At 67.9% G+C, this 15,864-nt stretch carries 17 protein-coding genes and 1 pseudogene; 10 read left to right on the top strand and 8 right to left on the bottom strand.

The features are described from left to right. Nucleotides 1–75 precede the first annotated feature (75 nt). Together ACYQ6W_RS16160 and ACYQ6W_RS16155 are read right to left on the bottom strand one after the other, a co-directional pair. The gene (locus tag ACYQ6W_RS16160; protein WP_459676754.1) at nucleotides 76–1,053 is read right to left on the bottom strand and encodes an alpha/beta hydrolase; all 978 of its coding nucleotides are present in this window, start codon (nucleotides 1,051–1,053) and stop codon (nucleotides 76–78) included. Next, nucleotides 1,050–2,075 (bottom strand): MBL fold metallo-hydrolase, encoded by a 1,026-nt coding sequence (locus ACYQ6W_RS16155; RefSeq protein ID WP_459676753.1) that lies wholly within the window; start codon nucleotides 2,073–2,075, stop codon nucleotides 1,050–1,052. The genes ACYQ6W_RS16160 and ACYQ6W_RS16155 overlap by 4 nt, the downstream gene beginning before the upstream one ends. Here ACYQ6W_RS16155 and ACYQ6W_RS16150 point away from each other — a divergent pair. Then, entirely contained in the window at nucleotides 2,074–3,015 is a 942-nt protein-coding gene (locus ACYQ6W_RS16150) for a LysR family transcriptional regulator (RefSeq protein WP_459676752.1), read from the top strand. The genes ACYQ6W_RS16155 and ACYQ6W_RS16150 overlap by 2 nt on opposite strands. Nucleotides 3,016–3,205: 190 nt before the next feature. Here ACYQ6W_RS16150 and ACYQ6W_RS16145 read toward each other — a convergent pair whose 3' ends face one another. Genes ACYQ6W_RS16145 through dapF form a run of 4 tightly spaced genes read right to left on the bottom strand, consistent with a single transcriptional unit; the run spans nucleotide 3,206 to nucleotide 6,695 of the window. Continuing rightward, entirely contained in the window at nucleotides 3,206–3,655 is a 450-nt protein-coding gene (locus ACYQ6W_RS16145; protein WP_459676751.1) for an acyl-CoA thioesterase, read from the bottom strand. Beyond that, nucleotides 3,655–4,590 carry a signal recognition particle-docking protein FtsY gene (gene ftsY, locus ACYQ6W_RS16140; protein WP_459676750.1) on the bottom strand — a complete coding sequence of 312 codons (936 nt, stop codon included), beginning with the start codon at nucleotides 4,588–4,590 and terminating at the stop codon, nucleotides 3,655–3,657. Before ftsY ends, ACYQ6W_RS16145 begins: the two co-directional genes overlap by 1 nt. Nucleotides 4,591–4,623: 33 nt before the next feature. Further along, nucleotides 4,624–5,853 carry a tRNA (N(6)-L-threonylcarbamoyladenosine(37)-C(2))-methylthiotransferase MtaB gene (gene mtaB, locus ACYQ6W_RS16135; protein WP_459676748.1) on the bottom strand — a complete coding sequence of 410 codons (1,230 nt, stop codon included), beginning with the start codon at nucleotides 5,851–5,853 and terminating at the stop codon, nucleotides 4,624–4,626. After that, the gene (gene dapF / locus ACYQ6W_RS16130) at nucleotides 5,850–6,695 is read right to left on the bottom strand and encodes a diaminopimelate epimerase (RefSeq protein WP_459676747.1); all 846 of its coding nucleotides are present in this window, start codon (nucleotides 6,693–6,695) and stop codon (nucleotides 5,850–5,852) included. Before dapF ends, mtaB begins: the two co-directional genes overlap by 4 nt. A gap of 79 nt (nucleotides 6,696–6,774) precedes the next feature. On the opposite strand from dapF, the gene ACYQ6W_RS16125 reads away from it, so the two are divergent. The 9 genes and pseudogenes from ACYQ6W_RS16125 to ACYQ6W_RS16085 all read left to right on the top strand — a co-directional run bounded on the left by ACYQ6W_RS16125 (nucleotide 6,775) and on the right by ACYQ6W_RS16085 (nucleotide 15,118). Then, nucleotides 6,775–7,236: a DUF2147 domain-containing protein gene (locus ACYQ6W_RS16125; RefSeq protein WP_459676746.1), complete on the top strand. Its 462-nt coding sequence runs from the start codon at nucleotides 6,775–6,777 to the stop codon at nucleotides 7,234–7,236. Nucleotides 7,237–7,260: 24 nt separating this feature from the next. Next, on the top strand, nucleotides 7,261–9,033 hold the full coding sequence (locus ACYQ6W_RS16120; protein WP_459676745.1) for a sulfatase-like hydrolase/transferase: 1,773 nt from the start codon (nucleotides 7,261–7,263) through the stop codon (nucleotides 9,031–9,033). A gap of 45 nt (nucleotides 9,034–9,078) precedes the next feature. Next, nucleotides 9,079–9,360, top strand: a complete 282-nt coding sequence (locus tag ACYQ6W_RS16115) for a ribbon-helix-helix domain-containing protein (protein WP_459676744.1) — start codon at nucleotides 9,079–9,081, stop codon at nucleotides 9,358–9,360. After that, nucleotides 9,360–9,659 (top strand): annotated as a pseudogene (locus ACYQ6W_RS16110) (type II toxin-antitoxin system RelE/ParE family toxin). The gene ACYQ6W_RS16115 and the pseudogene ACYQ6W_RS16110 overlap by 1 nt, the downstream one beginning before the upstream one ends. 222 nt (nucleotides 9,660–9,881) lie before the next feature. Continuing rightward, nucleotides 9,882–10,085 (top strand): 50S ribosomal protein L35, encoded by a 204-nt coding sequence (gene rpmI, locus ACYQ6W_RS16105; RefSeq protein ID WP_114729229.1) that lies wholly within the window; start codon nucleotides 9,882–9,884, stop codon nucleotides 10,083–10,085. A gap of 17 nt (nucleotides 10,086–10,102) precedes the next feature. After that, nucleotides 10,103–10,480, top strand: coding sequence for a 50S ribosomal protein L20 (rplT, locus tag ACYQ6W_RS16100; protein ID WP_459676743.1), 378 nt, complete (start codon nucleotides 10,103–10,105; stop codon nucleotides 10,478–10,480). Nucleotides 10,481–10,576: 96 nt separating this feature from the next. Beyond that, complete coding sequence (gene pheS / locus ACYQ6W_RS16095) at nucleotides 10,577–11,644, top strand: phenylalanine--tRNA ligase subunit alpha (RefSeq protein ID WP_459676742.1); 1,068 nt, start codon at nucleotides 10,577–10,579, stop codon at nucleotides 11,642–11,644. 168 nt (nucleotides 11,645–11,812) lie between these two features. Then, the gene (gene pheT / locus ACYQ6W_RS16090; RefSeq protein ID WP_459676741.1) at nucleotides 11,813–14,275 is read left to right on the top strand and encodes a phenylalanine--tRNA ligase subunit beta; all 2,463 of its coding nucleotides are present in this window, start codon (nucleotides 11,813–11,815) and stop codon (nucleotides 14,273–14,275) included. A 60-nt stretch (nucleotides 14,276–14,335) separates the two neighbouring features. Beyond that, on the top strand, nucleotides 14,336–15,118 hold the full coding sequence (locus ACYQ6W_RS16085; protein ID WP_459676739.1) for an SDR family NAD(P)-dependent oxidoreductase: 783 nt from the start codon (nucleotides 14,336–14,338) through the stop codon (nucleotides 15,116–15,118). 7 nt (nucleotides 15,119–15,125) lie between these two features. Here the strand turns inward: ACYQ6W_RS16085 and ACYQ6W_RS16080 are convergent, their stop codons facing one another. Beyond that, entirely contained in the window at nucleotides 15,126–15,278 is a 153-nt protein-coding gene (locus tag ACYQ6W_RS16080; RefSeq protein WP_459676737.1) for a hypothetical protein, read from the bottom strand. 178 nt (nucleotides 15,279–15,456) lie between these two features. Further along, complete coding sequence (locus tag ACYQ6W_RS16075; protein ID WP_459676736.1) at nucleotides 15,457–15,741, bottom strand: hypothetical protein; 285 nt, start codon at nucleotides 15,739–15,741, stop codon at nucleotides 15,457–15,459. Nucleotides 15,742–15,864: the final 123 nt, after the last annotated feature.

The following is a 15,864-nucleotide window of genomic DNA, read 5'->3' as shown; positions in this document are numbered from 1 at the left end:
GTACGGTCTTGCGGCCGCTTGTGGAAGCTGGCGCCCCGGCAGCCATGCGCATGCCAGTCCGACGGGGCCGGCATCTCAATGGCCTGCGGCGGCGGCGTCTCCACCCTCGGCACGCAGGAAGCTCAGGATCTCCTGCAACACCTGCCAGCGGTTGCGTTCCATGACGACCATGTGCGTGCCTGCCCCGATCTCGACCCAGCGCCGATAGCGGGCTCCGGTCAGGCGCGGGAAGAGTTTTGCCATGGCGGGCAAAGGCACGTCGCGGTCCCATTCGGCATGCAGCAGCAGGACGGGCGGGGTGATGCGCTCGGGCTCATAATAGGGCTGGCCGGCTGCCCAGAAGCTGCGAACGTCCTGAATGACACCGGCCGGGGCACGGACGATGCCGTTCTGTGCATGGGGGTCGCTTCCCAGCATCACTTCCGCCCAGCGCGCGAACCAGTCATCCGGCAGAATCTCCCGCTGCGCCTCTGGCGGCACGCCCTCCAGCCAGCGCGCGCGGAAGGCCTGGACGTCGAAATTGCGATAGGCGGGAATGGGGCCGCCCGGATCGATGCGGGGGCGCCCCTCGCTCAGCCATTGCGGCGCAATGAGGACGAGCCGCGAGACCGCGCCGCCATGCGCCGCGGTATAGGCGCCGGTCACCGTGCCGCCCCAGGACATGCCGATCAGCGTCAGCCGGTCCAGGCCCTGCGCGCGCAGGATGTGGTCGACGGCCGCGCCGAGGTCCTCCACTGCCTCCGCGGTGGAAACCTGAGGGGGCGCCGCATCGGCCGCACCCAGCATGCCGGCCGGCCGGGTGGACACGCCGAAACCGCGCACGTTCAGCGCCCAGACATCGTGGCCGGCTTCCGCCAGCACGTCCATGAAGGCGCCTTGGCCGACTGGGACGTCATACAGGCTTTCGGCAGGTAGGGTCGCGCCATGCATCAGCAGCAGGGTGCGGTCCGGCCCAAAGCCGGCGGCGTCGCGCCGGCGCTTGCGGCGCAGATGCAGGCTGATCCCGGGCGTCCGGCTCGGGATCAGGGTATTCTCGGTGATCAGCGGGCTCATTCCGTGGCGCTCACGCTCGGGGTTTCGAACTGCCAGGCGTAGCGGCCGTCGCGTTCCGTCACGCGACCGGCGCCGCTCTCGGCGAAATGCGCGGTGAAACAGAGCGCGTTCCGTTCTGCGACATGGGCCAGCCAGCGGCGGCGGGACTGCTCGGCCTTTGCGGGGAACTCGCAATAGACCGAGCGCAAATCGGGCCGATAGACCTGCAGCGGATGGTGCATTATGTCGGCCGTGAACCAGGCCTCTTCCCCGCGTGAGCGCAGGCGGATCACGGCCTGATCGATGCTGTGGCCGGGGGCGGGATGGAAGGACAGGCCGTCCGCGATCTCGCGGCCGTCGATAGGGATCGCCTGGCCCAGGCCGGCATCGATCACCGGCTTCAGGCTGTCGGTATAGACCTGCGGCATCGGGCGGTGATCCGGCGCCCCGAGGCCAGGGTCGGGGAGGTCGGGCGCGGGCGCGAAGCCGTCGAGGTCGGCGGCATAGCGCGCTTCCATCTCGGAATAGAGGTGGCGGGCGCGGGTGAAGACCGGCTGCCAGACGCCGTCCTTCAGCGCCGTGTTCCAGCCGACATGATCGGCATGAACATGCGTGAGCAATACGAGATCCACCTGCTCGGGCGTCACGCCCGCGTCGGCGAGCCGCGCCAGATAGGGTGTGTCGAGATGATCCAAGATCGGTGCCGAAGGGCGCGGCTTGGCATTTCCCGTGGCGGTATCGACCAGCACGGTCATTCCGGCGTGGCGGATGAGCCAGGAATGGGTGCCCTGGGCCAGCAGCCCATGCGCGGCATCGAAAGAGCCGGGCGACAGCGCCGGGCCGTGGACGGCGAGCGCCGCCGCGTCGAGATCGGGGTAGAGCCGCGCGGGATCGGCATTCGCCCAGTGCAGCTCGGGAATCCGGGTGACGATGGCGTCACCGACCCGGAAGGAGAGGGGGCTCTGAAGCGCGCCCTGTGCTTGCTGTGTCATGTCCGGAAAGCTAGGGTCCGCACCTGCATCGGGCAAATCGATCTGGATCATGCAGTCAATCGATCATTTCAATCTTCGCTCCTTCGATCTCAACCTGCTCGTCGCCTTCGACGCGTTGATGAGCGAGCGCAGCGTCACCCGGGCGGCGCAGCGGCTGAAGCTGGGCCAGCCGGCGATGAGCCACGCTCTCTCGACGCTGCGGCTGCTGCTGGACGACGAGATTCTGGTGCGCGTCGGCTCCACGATGAACCCGACGGTGAAGGCGGCGGCGCTGGCGCCCCGCCTACGCGCGCTGTTGACGGACATCCAGAACACCCTGACCGAAAGCAAACCTTTCGCGCCGGAGTCCGAAACCCGCATCGTGCGTCTCGGCTTTTCCTCCGAACTCGAAATCCTGCTGCTGCCGAAGCTGACCGCCTTCCTGCGCCGTGCGGCGCCCGGCATCAGCCTGCTGACGCGTACCACCTCGGCGGCCGACGTGCACCGCATGCTGGATGATCGCGCCCTCGATCTCGCGATCGGCTGCTTCACCTTCGGGCTGGAGCGCCATGGTGGTACTCCGTTGTTCGAGCAATCTCTCGCCTGCTGCTTCAACCCAAAGCTGGTGCAGCTGCCGCTGCCACTAACGGCCGAGGATTATCTGGCGCGGCCGCACGCGCTGATGACGCTGAAGGACGATATCCAGGGTTGCCTGTCAGAGGCTTTGGCGCGGGCCAATGCGACGCTCAACGTCGTGCTCGCGGCCTCCGATTTCCTGACGGTGCTGGCCGCGGCCGCCGAGGCGCCGGTGATCGCGACCCTGCCCGCGCGTATGGCGGCCCGCTACGCGCCGCGCTTCGGGCTGACGGTGACGGAGATTCCGCTCGACCTGCGCTTGCCAGCCGTCGCTCTCGTCTGGTCGATGCAGACGGACCGTGACCCGGCGCTCGCCTGGCTACGCGGGAAAATTCCGCCGCTCCTACGGGCGGAGGGGGAGGGGTCGCCAAAGTGAATCGTCATCCCCGGGCTTGTCCCGGGGATCCACCCGTTGTGGCGCTCAGACGGGTGGATGCCCGGCATAAAGCCGGGCATGACGATGTTTACGGGTGCACTGTCATCGCCGCGACGTGTAGATGCCCGGCATAACGGCGCGGCCGGCGAGGCCGGGCAATGACGGATTTAGAAACGAAATATGGGATGCTCTAACCCGCGGCCTCGACGGCAACGGCCAGCAGCTTCGCACGCAGATCGTCCGGGATGGGCGTAGACTTTCCGGTTGCGGTCTCCACCATCACCAGCACCTCGCGCCCGCGGGCGACACAGCGGTCGCCGAGGAACACGCCCTGGATGACGGTCACGGAACTACGGCCGACACTGACCACGGCGGAGCCGAGATCGAGATCCGCCGGCCAATGGACTTCGGCGAGATAGTCGATTTCGACCCGCGCCAGCACGGTATGCGTGTCGCTGTGCAAGCCGACGGGCAGGCCGCAGGCCTGGCCGAGCGTCGTGCGTCCCGTCTCCAGATAGGCGGCGTAGGAGACGTTGTTGACATGTCCCTGTGCATCGGTGTCGGAGTAGCGCACATGCTCCCGCCCCCAGACGCGATAGGTCTCGCGACGCGTGGGATCGTAGCCGAGATCCTCTGGCATCAGCCCTCGGCCTCGACCGCGCCGACCAGGCCGGCGGCAAATTCGGAGGCCACGAAGGGCCTGAGATCACCCACCTTCTCGCCGACGCCCACGGCATGGACGGGCAGGCCGAATTCCTCGGCCAGCGCCACCACGATGCCGCCGCGCGCCGAACCGTCGAGCTTCGTCACGATGAGACCATCCACCTGCACGAGGTCACGGAAGACCTGCACCTGATTGACCGCGTTCTGCCCCGTCGTCGCATCGAGCGTCAGCAGGGTGGAATGGGGCGCCGTCGGGTCCAGCTTGCGGATGACGCGAATGATCTTGGCGAGTTCGTCCATCAGCGCCGACTTGTTGTGCAGCCGGCCGGCGGTATCGACCAGCAGAACATCGATCCCTTCGCGCTTGGCGCGTTCCAGCGCGCCATAGGCGAGGCCCGCGGCATCCGTCTCGGGCTTGCCGGCAACGACGGGCGCGCCCGTGCGCTCGCCCCAGATCTGCAACTGCTCCACGGCGGCAGCGCGGAAGGTATCGCCGGCCACCAGCATCGGCTTCAGCCCCTGGTCCCGGTAGAATTGCGACAGCTTGCCGATGGTCGTGGTCTTGCCGGTGCCGTTGACGCCGACCATGAGCACGACATGGGGCGCGTGTCCGGCGTCGATCTCCAGCGGGCGGGCGACGGGTTCCAGGATCTTGGTGATCTCTTCGGCCAGCGCCGACTTGATCTCCTCATCCGTCACTTCCTTGCCGAAGCGGGTGCGCCGAAAGCTCGCGATCACCTTCGCCGCGGCGCGCGGGCCGAGATCCGCCGCGATCAGCAGTTCCTCCAGCTCCTCCAGCGCCTCGTCGTCCAGCTTCCGCTTGGTGAAGACGGCGGTGATGCTGGTGGAGAGCTTCTGGGTGGAGCGGGACAGCCCTTCCTTCAGCCGCGAGAAGAATCCGGAGAGCGCCATGTCAGAGACTCATAAACATATGTTTATATCCGCTCAGGCTGCGTGCAGCCCGTCGGCATCGAAGCCGGTGACTTCGGCCGTCACGATCTGGCCCGGTACGGCCGCGCGGGCGAGGCGGACGGGGCGGAAATGCTCGGAATGGCCGCGCGTCTCGGTCTCCGCCAGAACCCGCACCGGCTTGCCGAGATGGGCGGCGTCGAAGAGCGCCGCCTGGGCGGCGCCCGCTTCGCGCAGCCGTGCCGCGCGCTCGCGCCGGGTGGCCTTGGGCACGGAGGGCATGCGCGCCGCCGGCGTTCCCTTACGTTCCGAATAGGGAAAGACGTGCAGCATGGTGAGGTCCGCTTCCGCGACCAGCGCCAGGGTCTCGGCGAAGCTCTCCTCGGTCTCGGTCGGGAACCCCGCGATGAGATCGGCGCCGAAGGCGATGCCGGGGCGCAGATCGCGTGCCCGCCGGGTCACGCTCAGCACGTCCGCCCGCAAATGCCGGCGCTTCATGCGCTTGAGGATGAGGTCCGACCCCGCCTGGATGGAGAGGTGCAGATGCGGCAGCAGGCGCGGCTCCTCGGCGATCAGCCGCCACAGATCCTCGTCGATCTCGCATGGGTCGAGGGAGGAGAGCCGCAGGCGTGTCAGCTCCGGCAGAAGGGCGAGCAGCCGACGCACCATCTGGCCGAGCGGCGGCTGGCCCGGCAGATCGTGTCCGTAGCTGGTGATGTCGACGCCCGTCAGCACGATCTCCTGATAGCCGGAGGCAAGCAGGCTGCGGCATTGATCGAGGATGGCGCCCAAGGGCACGCTGCGGCTGGGTCCGCGTCCAAAGGGGATAATGCAGAAGGTGCAGCGGTGGTCGCAGCCCTGCTGAACCTGCACGAAGGCCCGCGCCCTCCCGGCGAATTCCGTCACCAGATGCGCCGCCGTTTCGCGGGCGGCCATGATGTCCGACACGGCGGAGGGTGCATCCGGCTGCCAATGGGCGGCGTCCAGCTTCTCCGCATTGCCGAGCACGCGGGCGACGCCGGGCAGGCCGCCCCAACTTTCGGGCGCGATCTGTGCGGCGCAGCCGGTGACGACGATGCGCGCTTCGGGCCGTTCGCGCGCGAGCTTCCGGATGGCCTGGCGCGCCTGGCGCTCGGCTTCCGCGGTGACCGCGCAGGTATTGACGATGATGGTGTCTTCCAGCCCGGCCTCGCGGGCGTGGCCGCGCATCACCTCGCCCTCATAGGTATTGAGGCGGCAGCCGAAGCTCAGCACGTCGATCGTCATGCCGCGCGGTCCAGGGGATGATCGGGCAGCGTAATCTCGCCCGCGAAGCTCAGCTCGGCCGGGCCGGTCATCAGCACATGGCCGTCGCTCTCGCGCCATTCGATCACCAGGCGGCCACCGTCGAGGATCATTTCGGCGCGCCGGCCGGTGAGACCCCGGCGGGCGGCGTTGACGAGGGTCGCGCAGGCGCCGGAGCCGCAGGCGAGGGTGAGGCCGGCGCCGCGTTCCCAGACGCGGAGCCGGATCACCTCAGGCGAGACGATCTGTGCAAAGCCGATATTGGCGCGATCGGGAAAGAGCGCGTCGGTCTCGAAGCGCGGGCCGAGCGTTTCCACGGGCGTCGCCGCGGCGTCCTGCACGAAGAAGGTGGCGTGCGGGTTGCCCATGGAGCAGGCGGCGGGGTCGGTGAGGCCGCCTTCGGACAGCGACAGGTGCAGCGTATCCATCGCGGCGGCGAGGGGCACCTGATCCCAGCCGAGGCGGGGGGCGCCGAGATCGACCGTGACCGTGCCATCGGCATGCAGGATGGAGGGCAGGTCACCAGAGATGGTGCGGATCACCACGCGGTCGCGGCCGGTTTCACGACCGATCAGGGTCGCGACACAGCGCGTCGCATTGCCGCAGGCCCCGGCTTCGCTGCCGTCCGGATTGTGGATGCGCATGAAGACGTCCGCGCCGGCCTCGGCCGGCTCCAGGCTGATGAGCTGGTCGCAGCCGATCCCGAGCCGCCGATCCGCCAGATGACGGATGCGCGGGGCATCGAGGCCGAGGGACTGGGTGCGACCGTCGAGAATGACGAAGTCGTTCCCCGCCCCATGCATCTTCATGAAGGGAATTCTCATTCCTCGGGTTATAGGTGCGGCCCGCGCCCGCCGGAAGAGCGATTGCCGGGGGCCAGTTTTGCCAAGGGAGAGGATGCCGATGCTGCGACGTGACTTCGTGACCGGGCTGGTCGGGCTCGGTCTGGCCCTGGCAGCGGGCCCGGTTCTGGCCGAGGCGGCGGACCTCACCTCTCCCGTCGGCGACTGGCGCACGATCGACGACGTGACGCATACGCCCCGCGCCATCGTGCAGGTGTATGAAGCGAACGGCCTGCTCTATGGCCGGGTGAAGCAGATCCTCGACCACAAATATGATGGCGTGACCTGTCATGATTGTGCCGGTCCGGCGGCCGGCAAGCCGGTGCTCGGCCTCGTCCTGATCAGTGGCCTGAAGCCCATGGGGCAGGCCTGGGATGGCGGCACCATCCTCAACCCCGAAAACGGCAAGGTCTATCGCTGCCGCATGCATCTGACCGATGGCGGCGAAAAGCTCATCGTGCGCGGCTATATCGCGACGCCCATGCTCGGCCGCACCCAGACCTGGGAGAGGCTTTCGGGCTAGACGGTCAGACAGGAGGAAGGAAAAATGGCTGATCAAGCGCCTGAGGCAAAAAAGGCGTCTCGCCGCAGTTTTCTGACCGGGGCCGGTGCGCTGGGCACAGCCGCCTTCTTGCCCGATCCGCTGCTGGCGGCGCCCGCGCCGCAGCCTGAAGGAGCGCCACCCGCACCGCCGGCTGGCTACAACATACTCTTCATCCTGGTCGACCAGGAGCATTTCTTCCCAAAATGGCCGATGCCGGTGCCGGCGCGGGAATGGATCAAGTCCCGAGCCGTCACCTTCACCAATCACCAGTCGGCCTCCTGCGTCTGCTCGCCGGCGCGGTCCACCATCTATACTGGCCACCACATCCAGCAGACGGGGGTCTTCGACAATGCCGGCTTCCTCTGGCAGCCGGACATGTCGACCTCGGTGAAGACGGTGGGGCACCGGCTGTCCGAGCTGGGCTACCACGCCGCCTATCAGGGCAAATGGCATCTCAGCGGCAATCTCGATCAGGCGAAGCAGGCGGTGGATGCGCCGCTCGCCGATTACCGCAGCATCATCGAGAGCTATGGTTTCCAGGATTTTCTCGGCCTCGGCGATATCATCGACACCACCCTGGGTGGCTACCAGTATGACGAGACGACGACAGCCTTCACCGCGCGCTGGCTGCGCACGCATGGCGAGGCGCTGAGCGCTGCCGGCAAGCCCTGGTTCCTGGCGGTGAACTTCGTCAATCCGCATGACGTGATGTACGTCAATTCCGACGTACCCGGGCAGGTGGTGCAGGGCAAGGCGAGCGTGTTGCCCATCGCGCCGCCGCCGCTGGACGAGATCTATCGTGCGGAATGGGAGGTGGACCTGCCCGCGACGCGCGCCCAGGCCTTCGATGCGCCGGGCCGGCCGCGCGCCCAGCAGATCTACCAGCAGGTGCAGGACGTGCTGGTCGGTGTCTGGCCGGATGAGGACCGGCGCTGGCGGCTGCTGCGCAACTACTATCTCAACTGCATCCGGGACTGTGACCGGCAGGTGGCCCGCGTGCTGACCGCGCTGCAAGAAAACGGGCTCGACCGCAAGACGATCATCGTCTTCACCGCCGATCACGGCGAGCTTGGGGGCAACCATCAGATGCGCGGCAAGGGGAACTGCACCTATTGGCAGCAGAACCACGTGCCCCTGATGATCCTTCATCCGGCCTATCCGGGCGGGATGGATTGCCGCCCTGTCACCTCCCAGATCGATCTCGTGCCGACGCTGCTGGCCCTGACCGGCGCGGCGCCCGAGGCCGTGGCGCGCGTGGGGGCCGGGCTGCCGGGGCGCAGCATCGCGCCGCTGCTGACGGCGCCCGCCCAGGCCGAGGCGACCGCGCTGCGCCCGGCGGCCCTCTTCAATTACGACATGCTGACCTATCAGGATGCCGCCTGGGCGGCGCTGACCGAGCGCTTTGCGCGGTCTGACGCACCGCTCGCCGAGCGCCAGGCCTTTCTTGAGAAGAACGAGCCCGACTGGTCCAACCGCTGCGCCATCCGCAGCGTTTTCGACGGGCGCTATCGCTTCAGCCGCTATTTCGCCCCGAATGACTTCAACACGCCCACGACCTATAAGGATCTGACCGCCCATAACGACCTCGAACTCTACGACCTGCAGGAAGACCCGGAGGAGGTCCGCAATCTCGCGGCCGAGCCCGGGGGGGCGCGGGATCTCGTGATGGCGATGAATGCGGTGCTGAACGGCCTCATCGCCGCGGAGGTGGGGGTGGATGACGGCGCCTTCCTGCCGCTGCGCAATGGCAAGATGGTCTTTCCCAAGGCGGGGTGAGATGATTCCCGTTCCAGAACGGGCCGCCTCGAGCTAGACTGGGGCATGGATGTGACATTGACGCCAGACCAGGAACGCCTGATTGCAGAGGCCGTGGCAACCGGGCGTTTTCGGCGCCGGGAGGATGCGGTGCAGGAAGCGCTGAAGCTATGGGAGGCGCAGGAAAACGCCCGCCTTCGATTCCTCCAATCCCTGGATCGCGCGGAAGCGTCCATCGCGGAGGGGGGCGGCCTGCCGGTCACCGAAGTCTCAATGCGTGAATTGGCCGATTCCGTCATTCGTCGGGGGCGAGAGCGTCTTGGCGCGAAGGAGCCTCGGCGGCGCTGATGGCTTGTCTCCGATCCGCTGACGCCGATCGGGATTTGGATGATATCTGGCTCCATGTCGCGATTGAGTCGGGCAGTCCAGAGCGCGGGGACAGAGTCGTCATGGAGCTGACCCGAAGTTTCTTGACCCTGGCGCGGTTCCCGGAGATGGGGAGAGCGTAGAATCACGCCTTCGGTGAAAACCGTCGCAGCTTTGCGTCGCATGGCTATGTCATTGTTTATACGGTGCAGGGCGCAGATGTCTGGATTTTGCGCGTGATCCATGGTCGGCGAGACGTGAGAACGCTTCTGGACGGGTGAGCCACCGATCCGGGACCACGCTGCGAACCGCCTGTGACGAACCCCGCTCGGCCCGCGCATCCCAGCCGGTCGCCGCCGCGCTTGCGACAAGCGCGGGGGTTCGCTATAGGCCGCGCCTCGACCGTCTGTGGTCCGGGCCTGAAATGGGCATGCCCGGCCGCGACGCCTGCAAGCGCCCGCAGATCGCGGACCCGCCGGCAGGTCTTACCGAAGGAGACCAAAATGCCCAAGATGAAGACCAAGTCGTCGGTCAAGAAGCGGTTCAAGATCACCGCGACCGGCAAGGTGCTGGCGGGCCCGGGCAACAAGCGCCACGGCCTGATCAACCGTTCCCAGAAGATGAAGCGCACCAACCGCGGCTCCCAGACGCTGACCGAGATGGACGGCAAGACGGTGAAGCAGTGGGCCCCCTACGGGCTGGCGTGAGAGAAGGGAGCAGGTAAATGGCACGAGTTAAGCGCGGCGTTACCACCCACGCCCGGCACAAGAAGGTTCTGGACCAGTCCAAGGGCTTTGTTGGCCGTTCCTCTACCAACTATCGCATCGCGATCGAGCGCCTGGAGAAGTCCCTCCAGTACGCCTATCGCGACCGCCGGAACAAGAAGCGCGAGTTCCGCGCTCTTTGGATCCAGCGCATCAACGCGGCCGTCCGTGAGCAGGGCCTGACCTACAGCCAGTTCATCTTCGGCCTGAAGCAGGCGAACATCGAGCTGGACCGCAAGGTTCTGGCCGCCATCGCCTTTGACGACGCCGCGAGCTTTGCGAGCATCGTTTCTCAGGTGAAGGCCGTCCTCGAAGCCGCGCCCGCCGCGGCTGCTTGATCGCGCGGCGTCCCCCCGGGACGCCTGTGCGCAGGTGACTGAATGAGAGGGCTGCCGATCCACGGCAGCCCTTTTTTCTTTTCCGGAGCCTTTTTAATGTCCGATGATCTCCTGGCCCTGAAAGCGGAAGCGGAAGCGGCCATCGCGGCTGCCGCCGATCCTCGCGCGCTGGACGCGGTGCGCGTGTCCTTTATGGGCAAGCAGGGGCGCATCACCGGCCTCTTGCGCTCCCTGGGGACCGTGGCACCGGAAGAGCGGAAGGCGCGCGGCGCTGCGGTGAACGCGCTGCGCGACGCGCTGGAAGGCGTGCTTTCGGCGCGCCAGGCGGTGATCGACCAGGCGGCACTGGCGGCGAAGCTCGAGGCCGAGCGCATGGACATGACGCTGCCGCCCGCGCCGGAGGCGCGCGGCACCATCCATCCCATCAGCCGCACCATGGAAGAGATGGCGGCGATCTTCGGGGCCATGGGCTTCACCGTCGCCGAAGGGCCGGAGGTCGAGGCCGACTGGTATAATTTCGGCGCGCTCAACATCCCCGCGCATCATTCCGCGCGTTCCGACATGGACACCTTCTACCTGCCCGGCGACCATGAGGGCTATCCGCTGGTGATGCGCACGCATACGAGTTCGGTGCAGATCATCTCCATGCTGTCCGAGCCGCCGCCGCTGCGCCTGATCGTGCCCGGCCGCACCTATCGCGCCGACCATGACGCGACCCATAGCCCGATGTTCCATCAATGCGAGGGGCTGGTGATCGACCGCGGCATCACGCTTGCCCATCTCAAGGGCTGCCTCACCGATTTCCTGCGCAGCTTCTTCGGCATTGCCAATCTGCCGGTGCGTTTCCGCGCCAGCTATTTCCCCTTCACCGAACCTTCCATGGAGGTCGATATCGGCTGGAACCGCCGCAGCGGCGAACTCGGCGGTGGTGGCGATTGGCTGGAAATTCTGGGCTCCGGCATGGTGCATCCGAAGGTGCTGGCCAATTGCGGCATCGACCCGCGCGAGTGGCAAGGCTTCGCCTTCGGCATGGGCATCGAGCGCGTGACCATGCTGAAGCATGGCATTTCTGATCTGCGCCTGTTCTACGAAAGCGACATCCGCTGGCTGAAGCATTACGGCAATTCGCCCTTCCAGCCCGCAACCCTGCATGAGGGCGTGTGAGATGGTCTCTGCCATTCTCAACAGGATGGATGTCACCCCCGGGCTTGTCCCGGGGGTCTACACCTTTCCCGAGGCGGAACGGCTGGGTCACCGGGTAGATGCCCGGCACGAGGCCGGGCATGACGATGTTTCCTGTGCGGATGACGAGGCTGGCGAAGGAGCCGCGCGATGAAATTCACCCTCTCCTGGCTGCGCGAGCATCTCGACACGCAAGCCTCGCTGGACGCGATCACCGAGAAGCTGACCGGCATCGGCCTCGAACTGGAGGGCGTCGAGAACCCTGGTGCGGCCCTCGCGCCCTTCCGTGTCGCCACCATCATCGAAGCGGTGCAGCACCCGAATGCCGACCGCCTGCGCGCCTGCACGGTGGACGCGGGCGAGGGACCGGTCTCCGTTGTCTGTGGCGCACCCAATGCGCGCACCGGAATCAAGGTTGTCTTCGCACCCGTGGGCGCCACCATCCCGGCCTCCGGCATGGTGCTGAAGGCAGGCGAAATCCGCGGCGTCGCCTCGAACGGCATGCTGTGCTCGGCTCGCGAGCTGGGCCTCGGCGACGATCATGACGGCATCATCGAACTGCCGGAGGATGCGCCGGTCGGCGCGCGCTTCGTCGACTACAAGGGCCTGGACGAACCGGTCATCGACATTGCGGTGACACCGAACCGCGGGGATGCACTCTCCGTCCGCGGCGTCGCGCGCGATCTCGCCGCCGCCGGCCTCGGCACGCTCAAGACCTGGGAACCGGCACCGGTGCAAGGCGAGGGGCCGAGCGCGCTCGCTTGGGCGATCGATGGCACGGAGGCCTGTCGCTGGGTGCTGGGCCGCACGGTGCGCGGTGTGAAGAACGGCCCGAGCCCGGCCTGGCTGCAGGACCGTCTGCGCGCCATCGGGCTCAGGCCCATCAGCGCGCTGGTCGACATCACCAACTTCTTCACGATCGATCTCGGCCGGCCGCTGCATGTCTTTGACGTGACAAAGGTCCGCGGCGGCACCCTGACGATGCGCCCCGGCGCGGGCGAGACCTTCCTGGCGCTCAACGGCAAGGAGGTGACGGTGACGCCCGAGGATTGCGTCATCGCCGATGCGGCGGGCGTCGTCTCCCTCGGCGGCATCGTCGGTGGGGAGGAGAGCGGCTGCACGGAGGAGACCACCGAGGTCTTCATCGAATGCGCCTATTTCGACCCCATCGCCATCGCGCTGACCGGGCGGCGCCACCAGATCGCCTCCGACGCGCGGGCGCGGTTCGAACGTGGCATCGACCCGGCGCTGATGCCGGCGGCCCTCGAGGCGGCAACGCAGATGGTGATGGCGCTGTGTGGCGGGACCGCCTCTGACGTCGTCTCCGCCGGCGCCGAGCCCGAGTGGCGCCGCACCGCGCGGCTGCGTTTCGACCGCCTGCGGGATTTCGCCGGCGCCGACATCCCGCGCGACGAGGCGGAGCGGATTCTGCGCCGTCTCGGCTTCGGCCTCGCCGCCAGCGATGAGGCGAGCATCACCGTGCATGTCCCCTCCTGGCGCAACGACATTGCCGGGCGCGGCGCGCTGGAGCCGGCGCGGACGTTGCCGCCCGCCATTCTGGAGAAGGTCGCGGCGGGCGTGGCCGAGATCGAGCCCGAGGTCGACCTGGTCGAGGAAGTGCTGCGCATTTGGGGGATCGACCGGGTCGAGCCTGTCAGCCTGCCGCCGGTCTCTGCCGTGCCGCAGGCCGCGTTCACGCCGCGCCAGGGCCGCGCCCTGGTCGCGAAGCGGGTGCTGGCGGGCCGCGGCCTGTCCGAAGCCGTGACCTTCAGCTTCGCCGACCACAAGGTGGCCGAACTCTTCGGCGAGGCGCCGGAGAGCCTGCGGCTGGTCAATCCGATCGCCTCGGATCTCGACCAGCTGCGCGCGACCCCGCTCATCACCCTGGCGCTGGCCGCGAGCCGCAATGCGGCCCGGGGCTTTGCCGATCACGGCCTCTTCGAGGTCGGCCCCGCCTTCCATGAGGGTGTGCGTGGTGGGCAGCAACTGGTGGCCGCAGGCCTCCGCCTGGGCGAGACTCAGCGGAGCTGGCTGGAGCCCGCGCGCGGCGTGACGGCGATGGATGCCAAGGCCGATGTCTGGGCGGCGCTGACGGCGCTCGGCCTGCCGCTCGAAGCGCTGAGCGTGACCGCCGATGCGCCCGGCTATTATCACCCCGGCCGCTCGGGCGTGGTGCGCCAGGGGCCCAAGCTGGTACTGGCGCGCTTCGGTGCGCTGCATCCGAACCTGATCCGGGCGCTCGACCTGCCGGCCCAGGCCGTCGCCTTCGAAATCTTCCTGGATGCCGTGGCGGAGCCGAAGCGTCGCAAGAAGGCGCCCCCAGAGCTTTCCGCCTTCCAGCCGGTGCGGCGAGACTTCGCCTTCATCGCCGATGCCTCCGTCGCGGCCGAGGCGGTGCTGCGAGCGGCGCGCGGGGCGGAGCGCATGCTGATCACCGCCGTCACCCTGTTCGACGTCTATGAGGGCGAGAAGATGGAGCCGGGCCGCAAGTCGCTGGGGGTGGAAGTGGTCTTCCAGCCGAAGGAGCGCAGCCTGACGGATGCCGAGATCGAGGCGGCCTGCGCCAAGGTCGTCGCGGCCGTCACCAAGGCGACGGGCGCCACCCTGCGCTGATCCTTCCCAAAGGCCCGGCGGCGGGCGATGCTGCTGCCGGGCGCCAAGGGAGCCAAGGCGATGACTGCGAAGCGGGCGTTGATCACCGGGGCGTCCAGCGGCCTCGGCCTGGCCTTGGCCGAAGAGCTGGCGGGCCGGGGCTATGATCTGATCCTGACGGCGCGGACCGAGGCGCCGATGCAGGCGCTTGCCGACCGGCTGCGCGCGCAACATCGCGTCACGGTGGCGGTCGTGGTTGCCGATCTCGCCGAGCCTGGCAGCGCCGCGCATCTGGTGGCGGCGCTGGACGGGCAGGGGCTCACGCCCTCCATGCTCATCGCCAATGCCGGCTTCGGCCTCAGCGGGCCCTTGGTCGAGCAGGACCCGGCGCGGCTCACCGCCATGCTGCAGCTCAACGTGGTCTCGCTGACGGAGCTTGCGCGCAGCTATGGCGCCCGCATGCAGCAAGCGGGGCAAGGGCACATCATGCTGGTCGCGAGTGTCGCGGCCTTCCAGGCGGTGCCGCTGCTCGGCGCCTATGCCGCGAGCAAGGCCTTCGTGCTTGCGCTGGGCGAGGCGCTGCATGTCGAGCTGGCGCCGAAGGTCGCCGTCAGCGTGCTCTGCCCGGGTTTCATGGAGACCGGCTTCGGGGCCGTGGCGGGTTTCACCCCGGATACCATGACCCAGCGGACGGCGCTGCCGGCCACCCGCGTGGCGCGGATCGGTGTCGACGGCCTGCTGCGCGGCAAGCCCGTGGTGGTCGCAGGTGGCCTCAACCGCGCCATGACAACCGTCTCAGGCCTCATCCCACGCATGACGGCGGCGCGCATCGCCTTTCGCGCGGCCGGTGGCCGCCGCCGCTGAGGCGGGATCAGAAGGGGCGGCGACGGGTCTCGCGCGCCCGCTCCTGCCGGTGGCGGGCGCCGATCATGTAATGCGCCCCGGTCCAGCAGAGGATGCCCAGCAGCGCGGGCACCCCGAAGACTGCGATGACGCCGTACCAAGTTCCTCCAAGCCAGCTCATGTCATGTGCCTTTCCAAGCCCGGCCGCGAGGGCCGGAAGGGGGAGCGACAGCAAAGCGAGCGACGTCTTTTCGTTTAGGCTCGGGTCTTGAACGGTCTTGTTGCTTGTTACCGACCAGTCTGCGCCGTTCCGCGCAGGCGGTAAAGCAATTGCCCGCGCGTGGGCGGCGCGCCTCGCATTAATTCTCATCGCTCCACTCCAGCATTACGGCACCATTGATCATGCCGGCGGTCGCGCGGCAGCGCATCGGCCGGCCATTGGGGCCTGGGGTATTGGCGGGGTAGGGGGCGCCGAGCGAATAGGGCTGCCCGTTATAGTAGCAGAACTGCCGAGGATCGGGCTGGGCCTGCTGCATGAGGATGGGCGGGCCGCCGGGCGCGCCGGGCAGCGCGGCCCCAGGCGGATAGCCGGGCGGTGCGTAGTTCTGCGCGCCAACGGGCTGGCTGAAGGTGAGCCCCGCCAAGCCAAAGATCGTGATGCACGCCGACCGCCGTTTCAAACCAGCCCGCTCCCCGCAACCGCCGAGGCCGTCAACATGGCATGGCATTGGTGAAGATTTTGCGCGGACGGGGGCTCCCCTATGCGG

It is taken from the genome of Acidisoma sp. 7E03 (genome assembly GCF_054665075.1).
Note: the sequence above shows the minus strand (reverse complement) of the source record. Positions and strands in the feature narration are given on the sequence as shown.

What these genes read in the sequence shown, in the direction of transcription:
- ACYQ6W_RS16160 (WP_459676754.1), bottom strand. Translation starts at nt 1,053, where the DNA reads ATGAGCCCGCTGATCACCGAGAATACCCTGATCCCGAGCCGGACGCCC.
- ACYQ6W_RS16150 (WP_459676752.1), top strand. Translation starts at nt 2,074, where the DNA reads ATGCAGTCAATCGATCATTTCAATCTTCGCTCCTTCGATCTCAACCTG.
- ACYQ6W_RS16155 (WP_459676753.1), bottom strand. Translation starts at nt 2,075, where the DNA reads ATGATCCAGATCGATTTGCCCGATGCAGGTGCGGACCCTAGCTTTCCG.
- ACYQ6W_RS16145 (WP_459676751.1), bottom strand. Translation starts at nt 3,655, where the DNA reads ATGCCAGAGGATCTCGGCTACGATCCCACGCGTCGCGAGACCTATCGC.
- ftsY (WP_459676750.1), bottom strand. Translation starts at nt 4,590, where the DNA reads ATGGCGCTCTCCGGATTCTTCTCGCGGCTGAAGGAAGGGCTGTCCCGC.
- mtaB (WP_459676748.1), bottom strand. Translation starts at nt 5,853, where the DNA reads ATGACGATCGACGTGCTGAGCTTCGGCTGCCGCCTCAATACCTATGAG.
- dapF (WP_459676747.1), bottom strand. Translation starts at nt 6,695, where the DNA reads ATGAGAATTCCCTTCATGAAGATGCATGGGGCGGGGAACGACTTCGTC.
- ACYQ6W_RS16125 (WP_459676746.1), top strand. Translation starts at nt 6,775, where the DNA reads ATGCTGCGACGTGACTTCGTGACCGGGCTGGTCGGGCTCGGTCTGGCC.
- ACYQ6W_RS16120 (WP_459676745.1), top strand. Translation starts at nt 7,261, where the DNA reads ATGGCTGATCAAGCGCCTGAGGCAAAAAAGGCGTCTCGCCGCAGTTTT.
- ACYQ6W_RS16115 (WP_459676744.1), top strand. Translation starts at nt 9,079, where the DNA reads ATGGATGTGACATTGACGCCAGACCAGGAACGCCTGATTGCAGAGGCC.
- rpmI (WP_114729229.1), top strand. Translation starts at nt 9,882, where the DNA reads ATGCCCAAGATGAAGACCAAGTCGTCGGTCAAGAAGCGGTTCAAGATC.
- rplT (WP_459676743.1), top strand. Translation starts at nt 10,103, where the DNA reads ATGGCACGAGTTAAGCGCGGCGTTACCACCCACGCCCGGCACAAGAAG.
- pheS (WP_459676742.1), top strand. Translation starts at nt 10,577, where the DNA reads ATGTCCGATGATCTCCTGGCCCTGAAAGCGGAAGCGGAAGCGGCCATC.
- pheT (WP_459676741.1), top strand. Translation starts at nt 11,813, where the DNA reads ATGAAATTCACCCTCTCCTGGCTGCGCGAGCATCTCGACACGCAAGCC.
- ACYQ6W_RS16085 (WP_459676739.1), top strand. Translation starts at nt 14,336, where the DNA reads ATGACTGCGAAGCGGGCGTTGATCACCGGGGCGTCCAGCGGCCTCGGC.
- ACYQ6W_RS16080 (WP_459676737.1), bottom strand. Translation starts at nt 15,278, where the DNA reads ATGAGCTGGCTTGGAGGAACTTGGTACGGCGTCATCGCAGTCTTCGGG.